The 19503-nt window shown below is 58.6% G+C and carries 21 protein-coding genes; 6 read left to right on the plus strand and 15 right to left on the minus strand.

Annotated elements, in window-relative coordinates:
* Window positions 1-13: 13 nt before the first annotated feature.
* The 4 genes from trmD to ffh are packed head-to-tail and all read right to left on the minus strand — an operon-like array spanning window position 14 to window position 3182.
* Window positions 14-715, minus strand: a complete 702-nt coding sequence (gene trmD, locus GQF03_RS15400; protein ID WP_161340165.1) for a tRNA (guanosine(37)-N1)-methyltransferase TrmD — start codon at window positions 713-715, stop codon at window positions 14-16.
* Between the two features lie 36 nt (window positions 716-751).
* Window positions 752-1291, minus strand: coding sequence for a ribosome maturation factor RimM (gene rimM / locus GQF03_RS15405; RefSeq protein WP_161340166.1), 540 nt, complete (start codon window positions 1289-1291; stop codon window positions 752-754).
* 12 nt (window positions 1292-1303) lie between these two features.
* Window positions 1304-1786 (minus strand): 30S ribosomal protein S16, encoded by a 483-nt coding sequence (gene rpsP, locus GQF03_RS19215; protein WP_161340167.1) that lies wholly within the window; start codon window positions 1784-1786, stop codon window positions 1304-1306.
* Between the two features lie 34 nt (window positions 1787-1820).
* Window positions 1821-3182 carry a signal recognition particle protein gene (gene ffh / locus GQF03_RS15415; RefSeq protein WP_161340168.1) on the minus strand — a complete coding sequence of 454 codons (1362 nt, stop codon included), beginning with the start codon at window positions 3180-3182 and terminating at the stop codon, window positions 1821-1823.
* A 247-nt stretch (window positions 3183-3429) separates the two neighbouring features.
* Between ffh and dapF the strand changes: the two genes are divergently transcribed.
* The 5 genes from dapF (at window position 3430) to GQF03_RS15440 (ending at window position 7925) form a co-directional block, all read left to right on the plus strand.
* On the plus strand, window positions 3430-4269 hold the full coding sequence (gene dapF / locus GQF03_RS15420; RefSeq protein WP_161340169.1) for a diaminopimelate epimerase: 840 nt from the start codon (window positions 3430-3432) through the stop codon (window positions 4267-4269).
* A 77-nt stretch (window positions 4270-4346) separates the two neighbouring features.
* Entirely contained in the window at window positions 4347-5549 is a 1203-nt protein-coding gene (gene mtaB / locus GQF03_RS15425) for a tRNA (N(6)-L-threonylcarbamoyladenosine(37)-C(2))-methylthiotransferase MtaB (RefSeq protein WP_161340839.1), read from the plus strand.
* Window positions 5546-6487 carry a signal recognition particle-docking protein FtsY gene (gene ftsY, locus GQF03_RS15430; RefSeq protein ID WP_161340170.1) on the plus strand — a complete coding sequence of 314 codons (942 nt, stop codon included), beginning with the start codon at window positions 5546-5548 and terminating at the stop codon, window positions 6485-6487. Before mtaB ends, ftsY begins: the two co-directional genes overlap by 4 nt.
* A 17-nt stretch (window positions 6488-6504) precedes the next feature.
* Window positions 6505-7080, plus strand: a complete 576-nt coding sequence (locus tag GQF03_RS15435; protein WP_161340171.1) for a septation protein A — start codon at window positions 6505-6507, stop codon at window positions 7078-7080.
* A complete protein-coding gene (locus GQF03_RS15440) occupies window positions 7077-7925 on the plus strand; it encodes a heme-dependent oxidative N-demethylase family protein (protein ID WP_161340172.1) in 849 nt (282 codons plus the stop codon). The genes GQF03_RS15435 and GQF03_RS15440 overlap by 4 nt, the downstream gene beginning before the upstream one ends.
* Here GQF03_RS15440 and GQF03_RS15445 read toward each other — a convergent pair.
* From GQF03_RS15445 to ccmA, 11 genes are all read right to left on the minus strand, one after another.
* A complete protein-coding gene (locus tag GQF03_RS15445; protein WP_161340173.1) occupies window positions 7922-8686 on the minus strand; it encodes a DUF4197 domain-containing protein in 765 nt (254 codons plus the stop codon). The genes GQF03_RS15440 and GQF03_RS15445 overlap by 4 nt on opposite strands.
* A 19-nt stretch (window positions 8687-8705) precedes the next feature.
* Window positions 8706-9269 (minus strand): NUDIX hydrolase, encoded by a 564-nt coding sequence (locus GQF03_RS15450; RefSeq protein WP_206375933.1) that lies wholly within the window; start codon window positions 9267-9269, stop codon window positions 8706-8708.
* A 39-nt stretch (window positions 9270-9308) separates the two neighbouring features.
* Complete coding sequence (ccmI, locus tag GQF03_RS15455) at window positions 9309-10697, minus strand: c-type cytochrome biogenesis protein CcmI (RefSeq protein WP_161340174.1); 1389 nt, start codon at window positions 10695-10697, stop codon at window positions 9309-9311.
* Window positions 10694-11191, minus strand: coding sequence for a cytochrome c-type biogenesis protein CcmH (locus GQF03_RS15460; RefSeq protein WP_206375931.1), 498 nt, complete (start codon window positions 11189-11191; stop codon window positions 10694-10696). Before GQF03_RS15460 ends, ccmI begins: the two co-directional genes overlap by 4 nt.
* A complete protein-coding gene (locus tag GQF03_RS15465; RefSeq protein ID WP_161340175.1) occupies window positions 11188-11721 on the minus strand; it encodes a DsbE family thiol:disulfide interchange protein in 534 nt (177 codons plus the stop codon). The genes GQF03_RS15460 and GQF03_RS15465 overlap by 4 nt, the downstream gene beginning before the upstream one ends.
* Window positions 11722-11725: 4 nt before the next feature.
* Window positions 11726-13723, minus strand: coding sequence for a heme lyase CcmF/NrfE family subunit (locus GQF03_RS15470; RefSeq protein WP_161340842.1), 1998 nt, complete (start codon window positions 13721-13723; stop codon window positions 11726-11728).
* The gene (ccmE, locus tag GQF03_RS15475; protein ID WP_161340176.1) at window positions 13723-14163 is read right to left on the minus strand and encodes a cytochrome c maturation protein CcmE; all 441 of its coding nucleotides are present in this window, start codon (window positions 14161-14163) and stop codon (window positions 13723-13725) included. The genes GQF03_RS15470 and ccmE overlap by 1 nt, the downstream gene beginning before the upstream one ends.
* Window positions 14160-14366 (minus strand): heme exporter protein CcmD, encoded by a 207-nt coding sequence (ccmD, locus tag GQF03_RS15480; protein WP_161340177.1) that lies wholly within the window; start codon window positions 14364-14366, stop codon window positions 14160-14162. Before ccmD ends, ccmE begins: the two co-directional genes overlap by 4 nt.
* A gap of 120 nt (window positions 14367-14486) precedes the next feature.
* Window positions 14487-15221 carry a heme ABC transporter permease gene (locus tag GQF03_RS15485; protein ID WP_161340178.1) on the minus strand — a complete coding sequence of 245 codons (735 nt, stop codon included), beginning with the start codon at window positions 15219-15221 and terminating at the stop codon, window positions 14487-14489.
* Window positions 15222-15247: 26 nt separating this feature from the next.
* Window positions 15248-15913 carry a heme exporter protein CcmB gene (gene ccmB / locus GQF03_RS15490; RefSeq protein WP_161340179.1) on the minus strand — a complete coding sequence of 222 codons (666 nt, stop codon included), beginning with the start codon at window positions 15911-15913 and terminating at the stop codon, window positions 15248-15250.
* Window positions 15910-16521 carry a heme ABC exporter ATP-binding protein CcmA gene (gene ccmA, locus GQF03_RS15495; RefSeq protein WP_161340180.1) on the minus strand — a complete coding sequence of 204 codons (612 nt, stop codon included), beginning with the start codon at window positions 16519-16521 and terminating at the stop codon, window positions 15910-15912. The genes ccmB and ccmA overlap by 4 nt, the downstream gene beginning before the upstream one ends.
* Before the next feature lie 274 nt (window positions 16522-16795).
* Here ccmA and acnA point away from each other — a divergent pair, with 274 nt between their 5' ends.
* Window positions 16796-19489 carry an aconitate hydratase AcnA gene (acnA, locus tag GQF03_RS15500; protein WP_240958596.1) on the plus strand — a complete coding sequence of 898 codons (2694 nt, stop codon included), beginning with the start codon at window positions 16796-16798 and terminating at the stop codon, window positions 19487-19489.
* Window positions 19490-19503: the final 14 nt, after the last annotated feature.

Genomic DNA, 19503 nt, shown 5'->3' on the forward strand with positions numbered 1-19503 from the left:
TTTCACCCTTTTCTCAAAAATTACGCTTCCGACGGTCCCACAGGTCCCGCCTTCGTTCCTTGGTCAACTCCTCGGACTGGCGTAAACGCCATTCCTTGATTTTTTCATGATGCCCCGAAAGCAGCACTTCCGGGACCGTCCGGCCTTCCCAGACCGGGGGGCGGGTGTAATGGGGATATTCCAGTAACCCGTCCGCAAAACTCTCTTCCTCCAGCGATTCCCTGTTTCCCGTCACGCCGGGCAGCAGGCGAACCACCGCATCCAATAACGCCAGCGCGGCAATTTCGCCGCCCGACAGGATGAAGTCGCCGAGGCTGACTTCCTCCACGTTGCGGGTTTCCAGAACCCGCTGATCGACCCCTTCGAAACGGCCGCAGACCATGACCGCGCCCGGGCCGTCCGACAACTCGCGTACGAAGGCCTGATCCATGACCCGGCCGCGGGGACTGAAATAGATCACCCGCGTCACATTGTCCGACCCGGCCAGTGCCGCATCAATCGCCGGCCCCAACACATCCGGCCGCATCACCATTCCGGCGCCGCCGCCAAAGGGACTGTCGTCGACGTTGCGATGCTTGCCAATGGCAAAATCGCGAATATCTCTGACCGTCAGGTTCCAGGCCCCGTCCTCAAGACCCTTTCCCGCGAGGCTATGCCCAAGCGGCCCCGGAAACATCTCGGGAAAAAGGCTCAAAATATGGGCGGTCCAGACCATCCGCTTTTCCCTCTTCCCGCGTTGCCGCGCGCGTCGTTATGCCGGTTCTTCGGGGACTTCAAAGAAATCCTCTGCCAGATCAACAACCACGCGGCCGCCAGCAACGTCCACCTCGGGCACCATCTCGACGGTAAACGGAACGAGGACCGCCGCCTTGGCGCCTTTCCCGTCCGGCACGATTTCCAGCATATCCCCCGCGCCAAAATCATGCAGGCGCAGGATGGTACCGAATTTCTCACCGTCCTGAAAGAATACCGGCAGGCCGATCAGGTCAGCATGATAGTATTCTTCCGCTTCTTCCGTTTCGGGCAATCTGTCCCGCGACACATAAAGCTCTACCCCTTTGAGGGCTTCGGCCGCGTTGCGATCTGATATACCCTTTATCCGCACCACCGGCAAACCTTTGCTGACACCGACGACCTTCAATTCGAAAGTCGTCTTGCCCGACGCATCCCGCAGGGGGCCATAGGCGGCAATATCCTCCGGATATTCGGTGAAACTCTTGATCTTCACCTCGCCCTTGATACCCTTCGCCCCGACGATCACGCCAAGCAGCAACAATTTTGCCTCAGGCACGGCTTTGCGCCCTTAAGCCTCGGCCTTCTGCTCGGCATCCTCTGCAGGCGCTTCTTCCGCGGCGGCTTCTTCAGCAGGAGCCTCTTCCGCAGGAGCTTCTTCAGCCGGTGCTTCCTCTGCCGGAGCTTCCGCTTCCGCAGCGGCGGCTTCTTCCGCTGCCTTGCGAGCCTCTTCCTGCTCGCGCAGGCGTTCCTGTGCCTTGGCTTTCGGCTTGGCTTTTTCCGGGTTGTTGGAAACCGGCTTCTCACCGAGACCCGCCGACGCCATCAGCCGGGCAACGCGATCGGTTGCCTTCGCACCGTTACCGATCCAGTACTGGATCCGCTCCCCGTTCAGGGACACACGGTTTTCATCATCCTTCGGAAGCATCGGGTTATAGGTGCCCAGACGCTCAATATACCGTCCATCGCGCGGGCTGCTGGCTTCTGCAACAACAACGCGGTAGAAGGGACGCTTCTTCGCGCCCTGACGGGTAAGGCGAATTTTAAGTGCCATATTACGCTCTTTCCTTTAACGAACTCAATTTCGGTTAAAACTTCATTCCCGGCGGCAAAAGCCCCTGCATGCCTCCGCGTGCAATGCCTTTCTTGCCGAGTTTCTTCACTTTTTTCATCATGTCCGCCATCTGCTTATGCTGTTTCAGCAGGCGGTTGACATCCTGAACACTCATGCCGGAACCCGCGGCGATACGTTTCTTGCGGGAGGCGGCAATAATCTGCGGATTGCGCCGTTCCTTCGGCGTCATGGACTGGATCATTGCCTCCTGACGGATCAAAAGACGATCGTCGAGGTTGGCCGAATCCAGCTGCTTCTTCATTTTACCAATGCCGGGGAGCATGCCGACCAGGCTGTTCATGCCGCCCATCTTGCGCATCTGGCGCAATTGGCTCGCCAGATCATCAAGGTCGAAATTGCCCTTCTGCATTTTGAGGGCAAGCTTCTCGGCCTCATCCTTCTCAATGGTTTCCGCGGCCTTCTCGACCAGCGAAACGATATCGCCCATGCCCAGAATACGATTGGCGATCCGGTCCGGATGGAAAGCCTCCAACGCATCCAGCTTTTCGCCGGTACCCAGGAGCTTGATCGGGCAACCGGTGACTTCGCGCATGGAAAGCGCCGCGCCGCCGCGCCCGTCGCCGTCGATCCGGGTCAAGACGATACCGGTGACATCGACGCGGGACTTGAACTGCTCGGCGACATTGACCGCGTCCTGACCGGTCAGGCTGTCGACCACCAGCAGGGTTTCCGTCGGATGCGCCTCCTTGTGAACGGCATCCATCTCCGCCATCAGGGATTCGTCGACATGCAACCGGCCGGCGGTATCGAGCATGACGATGTCGACACCCTGCAGCTTCGCGGACTGGACGGCGCGCTTTGCAATATCGACCGGCATCTGGCCCTGAATGATCGGCAGGGTCGCGATCCCCGTCTGCTCACCCAGAATTTTCAGCTGTTCCTGAGCGGCCGGGCGGCGCACGTCGAGAGACGCCATCAGGACCTTCTTGCCCTGTTTTTCCGTCAGCCATTTCGCGATTTTTGCGGTCGAGGTGGTTTTACCGGAGCCTTGCAGCCCGACCATCATGTAGACAACCGGCGGCACGGCAACGAGGTTGAGTTCCTGTTGTTCCGAGCCCAGCATTTCAACCAGCTGGTCATGGACAACCTTGATGACCATCTGCGCCGGATTGACCGATTTCAGGACTTCCGTGCCGATCGCCTTGGTCTTGACGCGTTTGACAAAGCTTTTGACAACCGGCAGCGCCACGTCCGCCTCAAGGAGGGCAACGCGCACTTCGCGCAACGCCTCCGTGACGTCCGCCTCGGTGAGCGCGCCGCGCTTGGTCAACCGCCCGAGGACGTCGCCCAGTCTGCCTGTCAAGCTTTCGAACATTCGGTTGTGAACCCGTTCAAACCAGTTTAAATTTCGTCATCCGTCGGCCGAATACTACAACGCAAAAAACGCCAGGGCGCGAAACTCGCGGGCTGGCGGATACCGTTACAGGTACTTCTATGTTGCGACTCGGTTGTCGAGATTGGCGGGAATTAGCCATAGACCCGACCATAAGTCAAGCAGAACCGCGACAGTTCTCCGATAAATATGCTGGACCGGACGCGCCGAAACGCCTATATCGCGGGATATGGAACAGATACCGTTCATAAAGATGCATGGCCTTGGCAATGATTTCGTCATTATTGACGGGCGTTCGCGGCTGCCCGATCTCTCGGTCGCTGCGCTTCGGGCCATTGCCGACCGGCACCGCGGCGTCGGTTACGACCAGCTGATCGTCATGGAACCGACGGCGAACGGCGCCGACATCTTCATGCGCATATATAATGCCGATGGCAGCGAGGCGGAGGCTTGCGGCAATGCCACCCGCTGCGTTGCGCATCTGCTGATGGAAGAGGCCGGCAAGAACGCGGTCACGATAGAAACACGCGCCGGGCTTCTTGCCGGAACGACAGAAGACCGCCAGCACATTGTGATTGATATGGGCGCGCCGAAACTCGGGTGGCGGGACATCCCCCTCTCGCGGGAGGAGGATACGGCCCATATTAATCTGACGGTCGGGCCGCTGGCCGATCCTGTCGGGGTGAATATGGGTAATCCGCACGCGGTCTTTTTCGTCGACGATGCGGATACGGTAGATCTTGAAAAATGGGGACCGATTGCGGAAATCGATCCGATTTTCCCGAAACGCGCCAACATCAGTATCGCGAGCAAAATGGATGCAGGCAATTTCCGCCTTCGGGTGTGGGAGCGCGGTGTCGGCATTACGCTTGCCTGCGGTTCGGCGGCCTGCGCCACGATCGTCGCGGCAAATATCCGCGGGCTTGCCGGTAAGGACGCGCGCCTGCATCTGGATGGCGGCCCCCTCGATATGCGGATTGGCGACAATGGGCATGTCTTTATGGGCGGACCGATTGCGACGTCCTATCGCGGCGTTCTCGACGCTGGCCTGCTGACGGGAGCGGCCTAGTGGGAGAGATCAAGCCGCTCACCGCACCGGAGATCGTCACCTTCGGCTGCCGCCTGAATACCTACGAATCCGAAGTGATGCGCGGCCATGCCCTGTCCGCAGGAATGACCAATACCGTCATCATCAATAGCTGCGCCGTCACCAATGAAGCGGAACGTCAGGCCCGGCAAGCGGTGCGCAAGGCGCGCCGGGAACATCCGGACGCCAAGATCATCGTCACCGGTTGCGCCGCCCAGACCAATCCGGATCAATTTGCACGGATGCCGGAGGTAAATCAGGTCCTCGGCAATTTGGAAAAGCTCGAACCGCAGTCTTTCGGCCTTGAAGAGACGGAACGGGTCCAGGTCAATGACATCATGTCAGCGGAAGAAACGGCGGGCCACCTGATCGAAGGCTTCGACGGCCGGGCGCGCGCATTTCTCCAGATCCAGAACGGCTGCAATCATCGCTGCACCTTCTGCATCATTCCCTATGGTCGCGGCAACAGCCGCTCCGTGCCCCTTGGCGCCATTGTCGATCAGGCCCGCTCCCTCGCCGGGAACGGTTACAAGGAATTTGTCCTGACCGGCGTTGACATCACGGCCTATGGCGAAGATTTGCCGGGCCGGCCAACCCTGGGGCAGATGTGTCGCCGCCTGCTTGCGGCGGTTCCGGAAATCGCGCATCTGCGGCTTTCCTCCCTCGATCCCGTGGAAGTGGATGACGACCTCTGGCGGCTGATCGAGAACGAACCCCGTCTGATGCCGCATCTTCATATCAGCTTGCAGGCGGGCGATGACATGGTCCTGAAAAGGATGAAACGGCGGCACTTGCGAGGCGATGTCTATGATTTCGTGGAGAAGGCGCGGCGGCTTCGGCCCGATGTTGTCTTCGGCGCGGATATCATTGCCGGGTTCCCCACGGAAACGGACGACATGGCGGCCAACAGCCTCCGGCTGGTCGAAGAATGCGACGTCGCCTATCTACATGTGTTCCCCTATTCCGCCCGACCCGGAACGCCGGCGGCGAAGATGCCGCAGGTACCGGGCGACATCCGTAAGGCGCGTGCGGCTGTCCTGCGCGAAGCCGGCGAACGGAACCTTTCCCGCTTTCTTGAAAGTCTGGTGGGAAGCGAACAGTCCGTTCTCGTAGAGAATGAGACGACCGGCCGCACCCGCCATTACGCCCCCGTTGATTTCGGATTCAAGGCGGAAAGCGGCGACATCATATCAGTCCATATTGCACAGACCGATGGCAGGAAACTGATCGCCCCGACTCTAGTGAAAGCGAACGTAGCATGAGCGAAACGAAAGAGAAAAAAAGCTGGTTCGGCAAACTCCGCGACGGGTTGAAGCGCTCCTCCTCCGCGATCTCCAGCGGGATCACCGATATTTTCACAAAGCGCAAGCTCGACGACGACGTCATCGAGGAGCTGGAGGAATTGCTGATCAGCGGGGATCTTGGAGTCACCACGGCAGCGCGCATCGCTGCCAATATCGCCAAAACACGCTACGACAAGGAAATCGCGCCGGAGGAAATCCGGGCCGCGCTTGCGGATGAGGTCGCGGCCATTCTCGATCCCGTTGCAATACCCTTCACGCTGGATGAAAGCCGCAAGCCCCATGTCGCTCTCATTGTCGGCGTGAACGGTTCGGGAAAGACAACGACAATCGGTAAATTCGCGAAGCAATACCGGGCAGCAGGCAAGAAAGTGGTTCTCGCCGCGGGGGATACATTTCGCGCGGCCGCCGTAGAACAGCTCCAGGTCTGGGGTCAACGGACCGGATGCGACGTCGTCACGACAAAGGTTGGCGGCGATGCCGCGGGCCTGGCCTACAGCGCCATGGAAAAGGCGAAGGCCGACGGCGCTGATCTGTTGCTGATCGATACGGCGGGACGGCTTCAGAATAAATCTGATCTGATGGCGGAGCTCGAAAAAGTCCTGCGCGTTATCAAGAAGCTCGACCCCGACGCGCCCCATTCCTGTCTTCTGGTGCTGGATGCCACGACAGGGCAGAATGCGCTGAACCAGGTGGAGATTTTCGGCAAAGTCTGCAATGTCACCGGCCTGGTGATGACGAAGCTTGACGGCACGGCGCGCGGCGGCGTTCTGGTGGCAATCGCGGATCGGTTCGGCCTGCCGGTTCATGCCATCGGCGTTGGGGAAGGCGAAGACGATCTGCAGCCCTTCGCCGCGCGGGATTTTGCCCGCGCCCTCTCCGGCGTCGGCAGTCTCTGAAAAGGAAAGAAGTACAGATGGCGACGGGAAAACAAATGCCGAAGGGATTGAAGCCGGCAACGGAGCTTGGGCCGATCGCCGTATTTTTCGCCGCGTATTATTTCGGCGATCTCTTCGTTGCGACCGGCGCGATCATGATCACGACGGTGATCGCCCTCGCCATCTCCTATTACTACACCAGAACCCTCCCCATGATGCCAATGGTCACGGCGGTTGTCGTCATGGTGTTCGGCGGACTCACGCTGTATCTGAATGATGAAACCTTCATCAAGATGAAACCGACAATCATCTACGGCATCTTTGCCGCCGTATTATTTGCCGGGATCCTGCTCGGAAAGTCTTTCGTTAAAGTGTTGTTTGATAATTTCTGGAATCTCGATGACAGCGGATGGCACAAGCTGACGATCCGGCTCGGTATCTTCTTTTTGTTGATGGCGGTTGCCAACGAGATTATCTGGCGCAACGTCTCGACGGAGCTTTGGGTGAATATAAAGGTTTTCGGCTTTACCGCGGCCACATTCCTCTTTTTCATCGCACAGGTTCCGATGATCACTCGTCACATGAGACAGGAAAAAACAGATCCGGACGCATGAGCCTGCGCTACTTTCCACTCGACGGCACGGATTTCCGCCTGAGCATGGGACTGCAGGCCTTGAGAAGCCGGTCCTTCCTCGACATCGATCAGGATTTTGCACGTGACATTGCCGAGAAGAAACGGCTGCTTGACGAATATCGCGATCATGTCGTGGCGGAGACAGATGGAACGCGAACCGCACAGAATGAAATCCTCGCCCTTATCAAGACGGAACGCAACGCCCATCATCCGGATGCCCCGGCGCCCTTGATACCGGAGAGCGAATCCTCACCGCTCGTCCAGGCGGCGCTTCACGTGCAGGAAGACCTCGTCCTGATGCGGGAATCCCCGGATGGTTATATTCTTGCGGCGGCCTGTGTCTGCTTTCCGACGGGCTGGAACCTCGTTGAGAAAGTCGGTCGCCCCATGCAGTCCATTCACCAGCCCGTACCCGGGCTCAACGATCACATCGGCGCCCCCATCGACCGGTTTTTCCGCAATTTGAGACCCGGGAAAAAAGTCGAACGGTTCAACTGGGGGCTCTATGACAGCGACACCCTGTTTCAGCCGGGATGGTGGCGCCGCGACCGGTCGGTCGATCGCTCGATAACGGCTGAAAATATCGGTGAGCGGATATTCTTCCGGGTCGAACGGCAAACGCTGCAGCGTCTTCCAAATGCCTCGGACATCCTCTTTACGATCCGGATTTTCAACAACAGCCTGTCCGAAATTTGCGAAAGCCAGGACCGCGCCGCGCGGCTTCTAAACGGGATTGAGACGATGGGCGCCGACATGCAGCGCTATAAATCTCTCCCCCGCTATAAATCGCTGCTCCTTGATTTCCTTGGAAAAACCGCCGCTTAGTTCCCGAACACCGTCTTCAGGATTTCCGTTGTCTGCTTGATAGGATCCTTCCGAATGGCCGCCTCCTGCTCAGCGAGATAGTGAAACAATCCTTCCAGCGTCATCTCTGTCGCATACTCTGTCAGGTCGGTCTGGATATCCGGAACCAGGGGATAGGTTTTATATTGGGAGACCAGATTGTCGTAGGCGGTGATCGCGCCGACATCCTGCAGGGATTGTTCGACGACCGGACGCACCGTTTCTGTCAGTTCCGCCGTCGAGACCTTGCGGAAATACTGCGTTGCCGCATCATCAGGTCCGCTATAGATTGACTGCGCATCCTCAAGCGTCATCGAGGAAATGGCATTATAGATGATTTCCTTGGTTTTCGGGGCGGCCGCTTCCGCGCCACGGTTAAGCCGCTCCTCCACTTCATCCGCCATGCCGGAAAGACCGAATTTTCTCAACAACTCCTGCGCCTGCTGCATTTTCTCGGGAAGCGGAATATGGATGGCCGGATCGCCGTTATATCCATCAACCGTCCCAATCTGCTCGACGACCGTTTCGGTGCCGACACGGAGCGCTTCCTTGAGCCCCTCTGTGATCTGTTCCGTGGATAGACCATTTGTCGTGGCCCCACTGCTCGAGCCACCGGTCGCGGAAGACGTCGTGTCCGTAATCGTCTTTTGTATCTTGTCGAGCAGTCCGGCGGCCGAACTCCCGGTCATCGCCAGTGCAAGAAACGTCCCCATAAGGGCTGCCGCCGTCATTTTTTTCATCATCGCGATCCTCTCCGGCCAATCAGCGCCGTATAATTTCAAGTGATTTTCTCAGTATGTCGCCCGTCGCGTTCGCGAACGGCGTATAACTCTCTCGGTCCTTGATGTCCTGATATTGATGTAGCGCCCAATAGACGGTTGGAAAGGCAAGATCGTTCCATGGTATCTCCGACCAGTCAAAAAGCCGGACTTCCAGCGATTCCGGACCTGCCGAAAATTCCGGACGATCCAGAACCGCGCGATACATAATCTGCACCTGACTGATATGCGTGACGCTATAGACGGCGAGAAGGTCGCGGATGCGAATTTTGGCCTGCGCTTCCTCAAAGGCTTCGCGGACGGCGCCATCAGCCGTTGTTTCATTCTGCTCGAGAAACCCTGCCGGCAGCGTCCAGAAGCCTTTGCGTGGATTAATCGCCCGCTTACACAGCAGGAACTTGTCCTCATAGGTGACGATGGATCCAACGACTATTTTCGGGTTGTCGTAATGAATCCAGCCACAATCCGCGCAGACGTGACGTTCCATATTGTCGCCCGCCGGGACCTTGCGCTCAAACGCGTAATCATCTGGGTTTGTCGATGCCAATGCTTTACCGATAAGGATGGGTATAAAAAAAAGACGGTATCAATTTTTATCTGTCGCGGAAAGGCTCTTTATCGCCTCTTTCGCCGCCAGATGAACAGGGCTCCCCGCCTGGGTTACCTCCTGAAGGCGCGTCCAGTATTCGATCGCGGCATCATTATCGCCGCCGGCCGCCGCCGCAACGCCAAGGTACCATAAGGCTCTCGGGTTATCTGGGTTTTCGGCAATCACGTCGCGATAGAGTTCGACCGCGGTCTCAGGAGGAACACCGTCTGATCCGGCGGCCTGAATCCGGGCAAAGGCTTCCGCCTCGAGAGCTGCGAGATCCCCGGGTTTAAGCGCCCTCGCCCGGCCATAGGCGTCCGCCGATTTCTCGTAATTCCCGATTGTTCCGTAAACCTGACCAAGCCGCATCAGGCCGTCATACTCCGGTGTCTCCTCCATGCGAGCCGCCAGTCGCTCGACCATCGAGGAGATCATCGCCTGACGCTCCTCGGCACTCATGTCGGCCGCCGCCGCAACATCATCACTGCTCGGCCCTGCGGACGCGGGCGGCACGTCTTTCCGTGCCCATAGACCGGCGAGGTCGGTGCCCGTCTCTTCCGCGGTCCGTTCAATGCGGCTTGCCAGTACCGGCATAAAGGGAGCGTCCGCCGGGCTTTCATTATAGAGGGAAATCCATTTACGAAGCGCCCCCTGGACATCCCCTTCTTGCGCATCGCGAAGCGCCAGGTAGTAGCGCACACCCGGATTTTGCGGATCAAGCTCGGCGGCCGTCTCAAACGCCCTCGCGGCATCCGCCGAAATATTTCCCTCCGCCGCAAAGTAATAATTTTCGCCAGCGCCGACGTAAAGTTCCACGGCCGTCGGTGCGAGCACCGTTGCCTTCATGTAGGTTTCCGCCGCTTCCTCATATCGTTCCATGCGGCTGAGCGTCCGCGCCAGCAGCACCCAACCGTCGAGATTGTCCGGTTGCTCCTTCAGCGCATTAACAAGGCGCTGGATCAGGGAGGATACATCCTGCGCCTGCCGCGCCGCCTGTTCCGCGGCCAAATCGCGCACCGCCAGCGGCCGCGACGGCTTTTCCGGGGATCCGATGTCCGCATATAACGCAAAACTTATGGCGGGCAGAGCAATGGCGAGGATCAGCGCAACGGGCCAGTATTTGATCCCGCCGGCGCCCGTCCCTGTCGTATCCGCCGTTCGATGTAAACGGAGCACGCGTCGTTTGATCTCGGTCTCCATGCTTTCCGCATCGGCCCGGTTGATGGCGCCACGGTCAACATCAAGCGCGAGTTCTTCAAGTTGCCGCCGGTAGACCGCCAGCCCCTGGTCCGCGTGATCACGCGTCTCCTCGGCGGGCCGCAGAAACGGCCAGACAAGAACGACAACTGCAAAAAGCAGGATCAGCGATGCGACGACCCAGATCATGATTTCTGTTCATGCCCTTCCGGATCCAGAAGACGGTCGATTTCCGCTTCTTCCTGCGGACTAAGCCCGGCGCTCTCCGCGTCGTCCGGGCGGCGATTCCTCCCGAGGAGAAAGACAATCGCCGCAATTGCGCCCAGGATGAAGATGACGGCCGGCCCAAGCCAAAGAAGCAGCGTCGTCAATTTGAACGGAGGATCGAGAAGAACCCAATCCCCGTAACGGGTCACCAGATAGCCGCGAACCTCAGTGTCGCTCTCACCAATGGCGACGCGTTCGCGCACAATCTGGCGCAGGTCTTTTGCAAGATCGGCGTTGCTGTCGAGAATTGACTGATTCTGGCAGACGAGGCACCGGATGCCGGCTGAAATGTCGCGGGCCCGCGCTTCCAACGTCGGATCATCGAGCTTTTCTTCAACGAACACGGCGACCGCAGGCGCGATCCATGCCGGCGCGAGCAAGAGGAGCAGCAGCAATGCCCGAAAAAGCGATCTCACGATCCCGCCCCGTTTAGCAGCGGCCGTATTCTTTCCTCGAACATTTCCCTGCTGACCGGCCCGATGATCTTGTCGAGTATTTTGCCGTCGGGGCTGATGACGAAGGTTTCCGGCACGCCATAGACCCCGAAATCGATGCCGACCCGCCCCTTGATATCCATGCCCGTCCGCGAATAAGGATTGCCGTGGCGATCCAGCCATTGCGCCGCCGCGTCGGGCGTGTCCTTGTAATTGAGGCCATAAATTTCGACGAGGTTCTGTTGCTTGATCTCCATGAAGAAAGGATGCTCCGCCAGGCAGGCAACGCACCAGGAGGCAAAGACATTGAGCAGAACCACTTTTCCGGTGGCAAGATCGGATTTGGACAGTTCCGGCCCGTATCCCGGAACGGCGTCAAGGGCGAATTCCGGGGCCGGCTTGCTGACAAGTTCCGACGGGATTTCCGTCGGATTGAGGTTGAACAGCGCATACCACATGACAATGGCAATCGCCGCGAATGTCAGCACCGGAATCAGAAAACGAAATCGCATCGCGCTACCCTTTCGCGCCGGAGAGACCCGCGGCGGATGCGGCTTTTTTCTGCACTCGGCCGGGCGCGCCAAGGCGTAACCGCCGGTCACTCAGGCTGAGCGCGCCGCCCGCGAACATGACGAAGCATCCGATCCATATCCAGGAGATGAAGGGCTTGTGATAGATCCGGATCGCATAGCCGCCCTTTCCGTCCGCCTCCCCGATGACCACATAGAGATCCGCGCTTAACATGGGGCGGATGGCCGCCTCTGTCGTGTCCATGGGCGGATTGCTGTAGCGCCGTTGTTCAGGATAGAGGTAAAAGCCCTTTTCGGTACCGGTTGAAGCAAGGAAGGTGCCGCGGACCGCATCATAATTGGGACCGGCAACATTCTCCGCGCCATCGAAACGGAAATCATAGCCGCCAACCGTTACTCTCTCACCGGGCTTCATGACGCCAAGATGCTCGGACTGCCAGGCGCCCGACGCTGTTATCCCAAGGATCACAAGCGCGACACCGATATGGGCAACGGTCATGCCATGGGCGCTTCGTGGCAGCTGCACCATTCTTTTCCAGCTGTTCGACAGAGGAATCCGGAATAACCGGATACGATCCGCCCATTCGAGAAGCGTTCCAACCAATAGCCAGGCGAAAATTCCCATACCGACAAGCGCCATGACCGTTGTTCCCGTTTTCTGCCACCAGATCACGCCAACCAACACCAGGGCGAGCAGGAGCGCAAACTTTAGACGGGCGAGGACACCGGAAATATCACCCCGCTTCCATGCGAGAAACGGCCCGAATACCATCGCAATCACGAGCGGGATGGCCAGCGGCAGGAAAGTCGCCTCGAAATAGGGTGGCCCGACGGACACCTTTGCGCCCGAAACGGCATCGAGAAAAATCGGATAGAGCGTGCCGAGCAGGATTGTCGCAGTGGCCGTCGAGAGGAGAAGGTTGTTGAGAACCAGCGCCCCTTCGCGGCTGATCGGCGCGAAGAGGCCCCCGCCCTTCATCATCGGCGCGCGAATGCCATAGAGAAGGAGCGAGCCGCCGATGACCACAATCAGGAAAATCAGGATAAAGATGCCGCGCGCCGGGTCCGTGGCGAAGGCATGCACGGAATTCAGCACGCCCGAGCGCACGAGAAAGGTGCCCATCAGGCTCAGACTGAAGGCGATAATGGCCAGCAGAATGGTCCAGTTCTTGAGGGCGTCGCGCTTTTCGACAACAATCGCTGAATGAAGAAGCGCCGTTGCCGCCAGCCAGGGCATGAAGGAGGCATTCTCCACCGGATCCCAGAACCACCAGCCGCCCCATCCCAGCTCGTAATATGCCCACCAGGAACCAAGGGCGATGCCGATCGTGAGAAATCCCCAGGCGGCAAGGGTCCAGGGCCGAACCCAGCGGGCCCAGGCCGGATCCACCCGGCCTTCGATCAATGCGGCAATGGCGAAGGAGAAAGTAACGGAAAGCCCGACATAACCGAGATACAGAAACGGCGGATGAAAGGCGAGGCCCGGGTCCTGCAAAAGCGGGTTGAGTCCGGTCCCGTCAAGGGGCGCCGGGTCGAGTCGCTCAAATGGATTGGAGGTAAAAAGGATGAACAGGAGAAATCCGATGCCGATCAACCCCTGGACCGCCAGCACCCGCGATTTCAAGGTATCGGGCAGGCTTCTGCCGAAAAAGGCGACGGCAAGACCGAAAAGCGCGAGGATCCAGCTCCACAGAAGAAGCGATCCTTCATGGTTCCCCCAGACACCACTGATTTTATAAAGCATCGGTTTCAGGGAGTGGGAGTTATTGGCGACATTCAGGATCGAGAAATCGCTCGTCACATAGCCTATGGTCAGACAGATGAACGCGATCGTAATCGCGGCAAATTGAACGAAAGCGGCGTTATTGGCGAAACGCATCATGGGCTGGCTGCCCCGCGCCGCGCCGAAAAGCGGTATGCCACCCTGAAAAACAGCCGTGACCAGAGCGAGGATGAGTGCGAATTGTCCAACCTCCGCGACCATCAGTTTTTCGCCTCCGGTTTCCATTGGCCCGATTTCTTGAGGGCCTCTGCGACTTCCGGCGGCATATAGTTTTCATCATGCTTGGCCAGAACATTGGAGGCGACGAACACGCCATCGTCCGTGAACGCGCCTTCGGTCACCACGCCTTGTCCTTCCCGGAAGAGATCGGGCAGCAGGCCCTCAAAGGTGACCGGGACGCTTTCGTTGAGATCGGTCACGCGAAAGCGCGTGACGACGCCGTCCTTTTCGACGCTCCCTTCCTCCACCAGTCCGCCAAGGCGAAAATTGCGCCCCGCCGGCATCGGTTTTTCAACCAGATCGGAAGGGCTGCGGAAAAAGACAAGGCTATCCTCGAAGGAGGTCAGAACGAGCGCGGCGGCAATGGCAAGAACACACATCCCGGACAGGACAAAATATAAGCGGCGCTTCTTCCGCGTCATGACATGGTTTCTCCCGCTGGCTCAGAAATTCCGCCCTCGCGCCGCCGCTCACCGCGCCGGGACTCCATAACCGAAAGCTCGCGCTCAACCCTCTTCAGGCGCTGACGACTGAGAAAGTAGAGGGCGAGCAGCACAATCGCGGAAATCACGAAGCAGGGCCAGATAAACAGGCCGTAGCCGCCCATATCAAAGAATGTCGCCATCTGATCCAAATCGATCCTCAAAGCCTTTTGTTTCGCGCGAATATAGTGGTTTTGCCATCAAAATACACAAACGAACAGCCGTTATGCGTCACAATGCCGCGATCACTGTCCGGACCGGTCCTACCGCTCCCTCAATTCCGATACCTGCAGCACGCGAAGCCGCCTTTGCAATATTTCCGCCTTCACCCGGATAATCAGCACCATGACAAAGAACGCCGTATAGGCGAGGCCCATTACGAGAAGCGGGATCAGGATGGAACTATGTATTTTCGGCCCCGACATTGTGGCGACGCTCGCCGGTTGATGCAGCGTATTCCACCAGTCGACCGAAAAACGGATGATCGGCACATTGACGACCCCGACCAGCGCAAGGATCGCCGCCGCCTTGGCCGCCTTGGCCGGATCATCGAAACTCTCCCAAACCGCCATATAACCAAGATAGAGGAAAAACAGGATCAGCATGCTGGTCAGCCGCGCGTCCCAGACCCAGAAGGTTCCCCACATCGGCTGCCCCCAGAGCGATCCCGTCACCAGGGCGAGAAAGGTGAAGCAGGCGCCGATCGGCGCCGCCGCCTTGGCCGTGAGATCGGCGACCGGGTGCTTCCAGATCAGTCCGACGGCGGATGAAACTGCCATCATCGTGTAAATCATCAGCGCCATCCAGGCGGCCGGCACATGCACGAACATGATGCGGACGGTATCGCCCTGCTGATAATCAGGCGGCGCAACGAACAGGGACAGATAGAGGCCCGACACCAGGAGAAGGACGGTCAGCCAGACGCTCCAGGGGTAGATCGCCGCCGTAATGGCGAGAAATCGCTTCGGGTTGGCGTATTTGTGCAAGTCGATGGCCATGACCTAATTCTGTACCTCAAAGCCCCTCAGGATAGAGACAAACGTAATGCCGCGGCAGCGGCCACCGGCCCGACCACAAGCGCGCCGAGCGAGACGCCGCCAAGCAATAGAAGATGCGGCGTCATGGGCAGGAGCGCGATCGCGGCATCAACCGCGGCGACACCGAAAATCAATACCGGTATATATAGCGGAAGTACCAGAAGTGACAACAAAACACCACCGCGGCGCATTCCCATCGTCAGGGCGGCACCGACGGCGCCAATCAGGCTGAGGGTGGGCGTGCCAACAAGGAGCGCTGTCGTCAGCGCCAATACACCGTCGCCCGGAATGCTGAGGGAAAGGGCCAGAATGGGCGCAATGACGATTAACGGCAAGATCGACGTCAGCCAATGGGCAATAACCTTGGCCAGAACAATCATTTCCGTCGGCAGCGGCCCAATCATCAGGAGATCCAGCGATCCATCCTCGAAATCAGCCTGAAACATCCGATCGAGCGTGAGGAGACAGGAGAGCAAGGCCGCCACCCAGAGAACACCGGGCCCGATCCGGGCGAGGACGGAAAGTTCTGGTCCGACACCGAGAGGAAAAAGGACGACGACGATAACGAAGAACGACAGACTGAGCGTCACCGCGCTCCCCTGCCGGGCCGCAAGCGTTAAATCACGCAAGATCAGACGGAAAAATCGCTTCATACGGCAACCTCATCGAGGTTGAGCCGCCGGACTTGATCGATCCCGAGGTCCTGATGGGTGGCGAAAATCGCCATGCCGCCTCCCGCCAGATGCCGCAGGAGTTTTTCTTTGAAAAGCGCGATAAAATGTTTGTCGAGGGCACTGACCGGTTCATCGAGAATCCACAGTGGCGCCGAGGACGCGGCAAGCCGCGCCAGATTCGTGCGTTTCTTCTGTCCTTGCGAAAGAATACCAGCCGGCGTGTCGCGAAGAGGCGCGAGTTCAAATTCCGCGAGCGCCGTTTCGATATCGGAATGGCCGTGGTAGGCAGCCCAGAATTTGATATTCTCGCTCACCGTGAGCGCCGGTTTCAGCGCGTCCTGATGGCCGACATAATGAAACGCGCCCTGATAGCGATCCGATTCTGTGAAAATATCTTCATCCGCCCAAGCAACTCCGCCGGCATGGGGGCGAAGAAGTCCGGCACAAATACGAAGAAGCGACGATTTGCCGGCGCCGTTCCGCCCCTGCACCCATATCGCTTCGCCGGGGCCAAGCGCGAATGACAGGCCTTCGAAAATCAGCTGATCGGCGCGCTGGCAGGCCAGGTTTTGGACGGAAAATCGCATGTCGGCGGCATATCACTCCGGGGAGACAACGGCAAGGGCACGAGCCCCCTCACTGACTACAGGAAGAATCCCGCTTTCGCAAATATTTGCATCCCGCTTTCGAGGGCCGCCAACGCAATTTCATATACAGGATTTACATTTTGGGGCTTCCGACGGCGCTGAACACACCTTAGCTCTTGAGAATTTTTCAAATTTAGGGCACATACGCACAGTATTTTAAACGGTGCCGCCAAACCGGCATTCCCCGTTCCCCCTACCTTCAAGGAGCGAAACGTTGACGACAACTGGTCACGACAGCCTGAACATTCGCCGCACACTCGATATCGACGGCGACAAATATGACTACTACAGCATCCCGGAAGCCGAAAAAGCCGGCCTTGGGGATGTCTCCCGCCTCCCCTTTTCCCTGAAAGTCCTGCTTGAAAACCTGCTGCGTCACGAAGATGGCCGCACCGTCACATCAGAAGATGTGAGCGCGATTGCCGGCTGGCTGAAAGACCGCAAGGCGGATCGCGAGATCGCCTATCGTCCGGCCCGCGTGCTGATGCAGGATTTTACGGGCGTGCCGGCTGTTGTCGACCTTGCCGCCATGCGCGATGCGATGGTGGCCCTCGGCGGGGATCCGGAAAAGATTAACCCGCTGGCCCAGTGCGATCTGGTGATTGACCATTCGGTGATGGTTGACAAATTCGGTACCGCCGCCTCTTTCGGTCAGAACGTCGAGCTGGAAATGGAGCGGAACGGCGAGCGGTATGCCTTCCTCCGCTGGGGTCAGAAAGCCTTCAACAACTTCCGCGTTGTGCCGCCCGGAACCGGCATCTGCCATCAGGTGAACCTGGAATATCTTGCCCAGACCGTCTGGACGACAAAAGACCAGAACGGCAAGGAAGTCGCATATCCGGACACGCTTGTCGGCACGGACAGCCATACCACGATGGTGAACGGCCTTGCGGTGCTTGGCTGGGGTGTTGGCGGGATCGAGGCCGAGGCCGTTATGCTCGGCCAGCCGATCTCCATGCTGATCCCGGAAGTTGTCGGCTTCAAGCTGACCGGCAAACTCAAGGAAGGCACGACGGCGACCGACCTCGTGCTGACGGTGACCCAGATGCTGCGCGCGCAGGGTGTTGTCGGCAAGTTCGTTGAATTCTATGGTCCCGGCATTGCCGAGCTCGGCCTCGCCGACCGCGCGACCATCTCCAACATGGCGCCGGAATATGGCGCGACCTGCGGTTTCTTCCCGATCGACGCCGAAACCATCAATTATCTCAACTTCACGGCACGCGATCCGAAACGGGTCAAACTGGTAGAGGCTTACGCCAAGGCGCAGGGCATGTGGCGCGATAACAACACACCAGATCCGGAATTCACGGCAACGCTGGAACTGGATATCTCAACCGTCGAGCCGAGCCTCGCCGGTCCGAAACGCCCGCAGGACCGGGTGCTGCTGACCGAGGCCGCGAATGCTTTCAAGGGGGCACTTCCGGAACTTGCCGGCACGAGCAGTGATCTTGACAAGAAAATTCCGGTTGCGGGCAAGGACTTCGAGATCGGCCATGGCAAGGTGATCATTGCCGCCATTACCTCCTGCACCAACACCTCGAACCCGAACGTTATGCTCGCCGCCGGTCTGGTGGCACGCAATGCGCTGGCGAAAGGTCTTACCGTCAAGCCATGGGTGAAGACATCTCTCGCCCCGGGCTCCAAGGTGGTGACCGACTATCTGGAAAAAGCTGGCCTTCAGGACGATCTGGATGCGCTCGGCTTCAACCTGGTCGGATATGGTTGCACCACCTGCATCGGAAACTCTGGTCCGGTCGATCCGGCCATTGCCGATGCCATTGCCGAAGGTGAGCTCGTTGCCTGCTCCGTCCTTTCCGGTAACCGTAACTTCGAAGGCCGGGTCAGCCCGCAGGCGAAGGCGAACTATCTGGCATCTCCGCCACTGGTCGTTGCCTATGCCATCGCAGGCTCGCTCAATATCGATATCACGAAAGACGCGCTGGGCACCGATAAGGCTGGCAACCCGGTTTATCTGAAGGATATCTGGCCGAGCAATGCGGAAGTGCTTCAGACCGTGCGTGAGGCGGTCGCCCGCGATATGTTCGAAAAAGAATATGCGGACGTCTTCTCCGGCGATGATGCCTGGAAGTCAATCAAGACGGCGGAAGGGCAGACCTACACCTGGGACAGCACCTCGACCTATGTGCAGCATCCGCCCTATTTTGACGGAATGCAGAAAGAGCCCGGCGCGTTCGAGGATATCAGGGGCGCGCGCGTTCTCGCACTCCTTGGTGATTCGGTCACGACCGACCATATTTCACCTGCCGGTGCGATCAAGGCCGACGGTCCGGCCGGTGAATATCTGAAGGCACATCAGGTTGCGCCGAAGGATTTCAACTCCTACGGCTCCCGGCGCGGGAACGATCAGGTCATGACCCGCGGCACCTTCGCCAATATCCGGCTGCGCAACGAAGTCGCCCCGGGTACCGAAGGCGGCGTGACGAAACATATGCCGGATGGCACGCAGATGTGGATCTATGATGCCGCCGTCAAATATCGCGAAGAGGGAACGCCGCTTGTCGTCTTTGCCGGCAAGGAATATGGCACGGGCTCCAGCCGCGACTGGGCGGCCAAGGGGACGTTGCTCCTTGGCATCAAGGCGGTTATTGCCGAGAGTTTCGAGCGTATTCACCGTTCCAACCTCGTCGGAATGGGCGTTCTCCCGCTCCAGTTTCCGGAAGGCGTGACCCGCAAGACGCTCAATCTCGATGGCAGCGAGGTCATTGACCTGACCGGCATCGAGGAGGGGGTCACACCGCGGATGAAGGTTAGCTGCAAAATCACGCGGACTGACGGATCGTCACAGGAGATCGATCTGCTCTGCCGGATCGATACGCTGGATGAAGTCGAGTATTACCGCCATGACGGCATCCTGCAGTATGTTCTCAGGAATCTCTCGGCAAGCTAGCATTGCCTGCGATC

The sequence above is a fragment of the Sneathiella chungangensis genome (genome assembly GCF_009882935.1).
In the GTDB taxonomy this organism is placed as follows: Bacteria; Pseudomonadota; Alphaproteobacteria; order Sneathiellales; family Sneathiellaceae; genus Sneathiella; species Sneathiella chungangensis.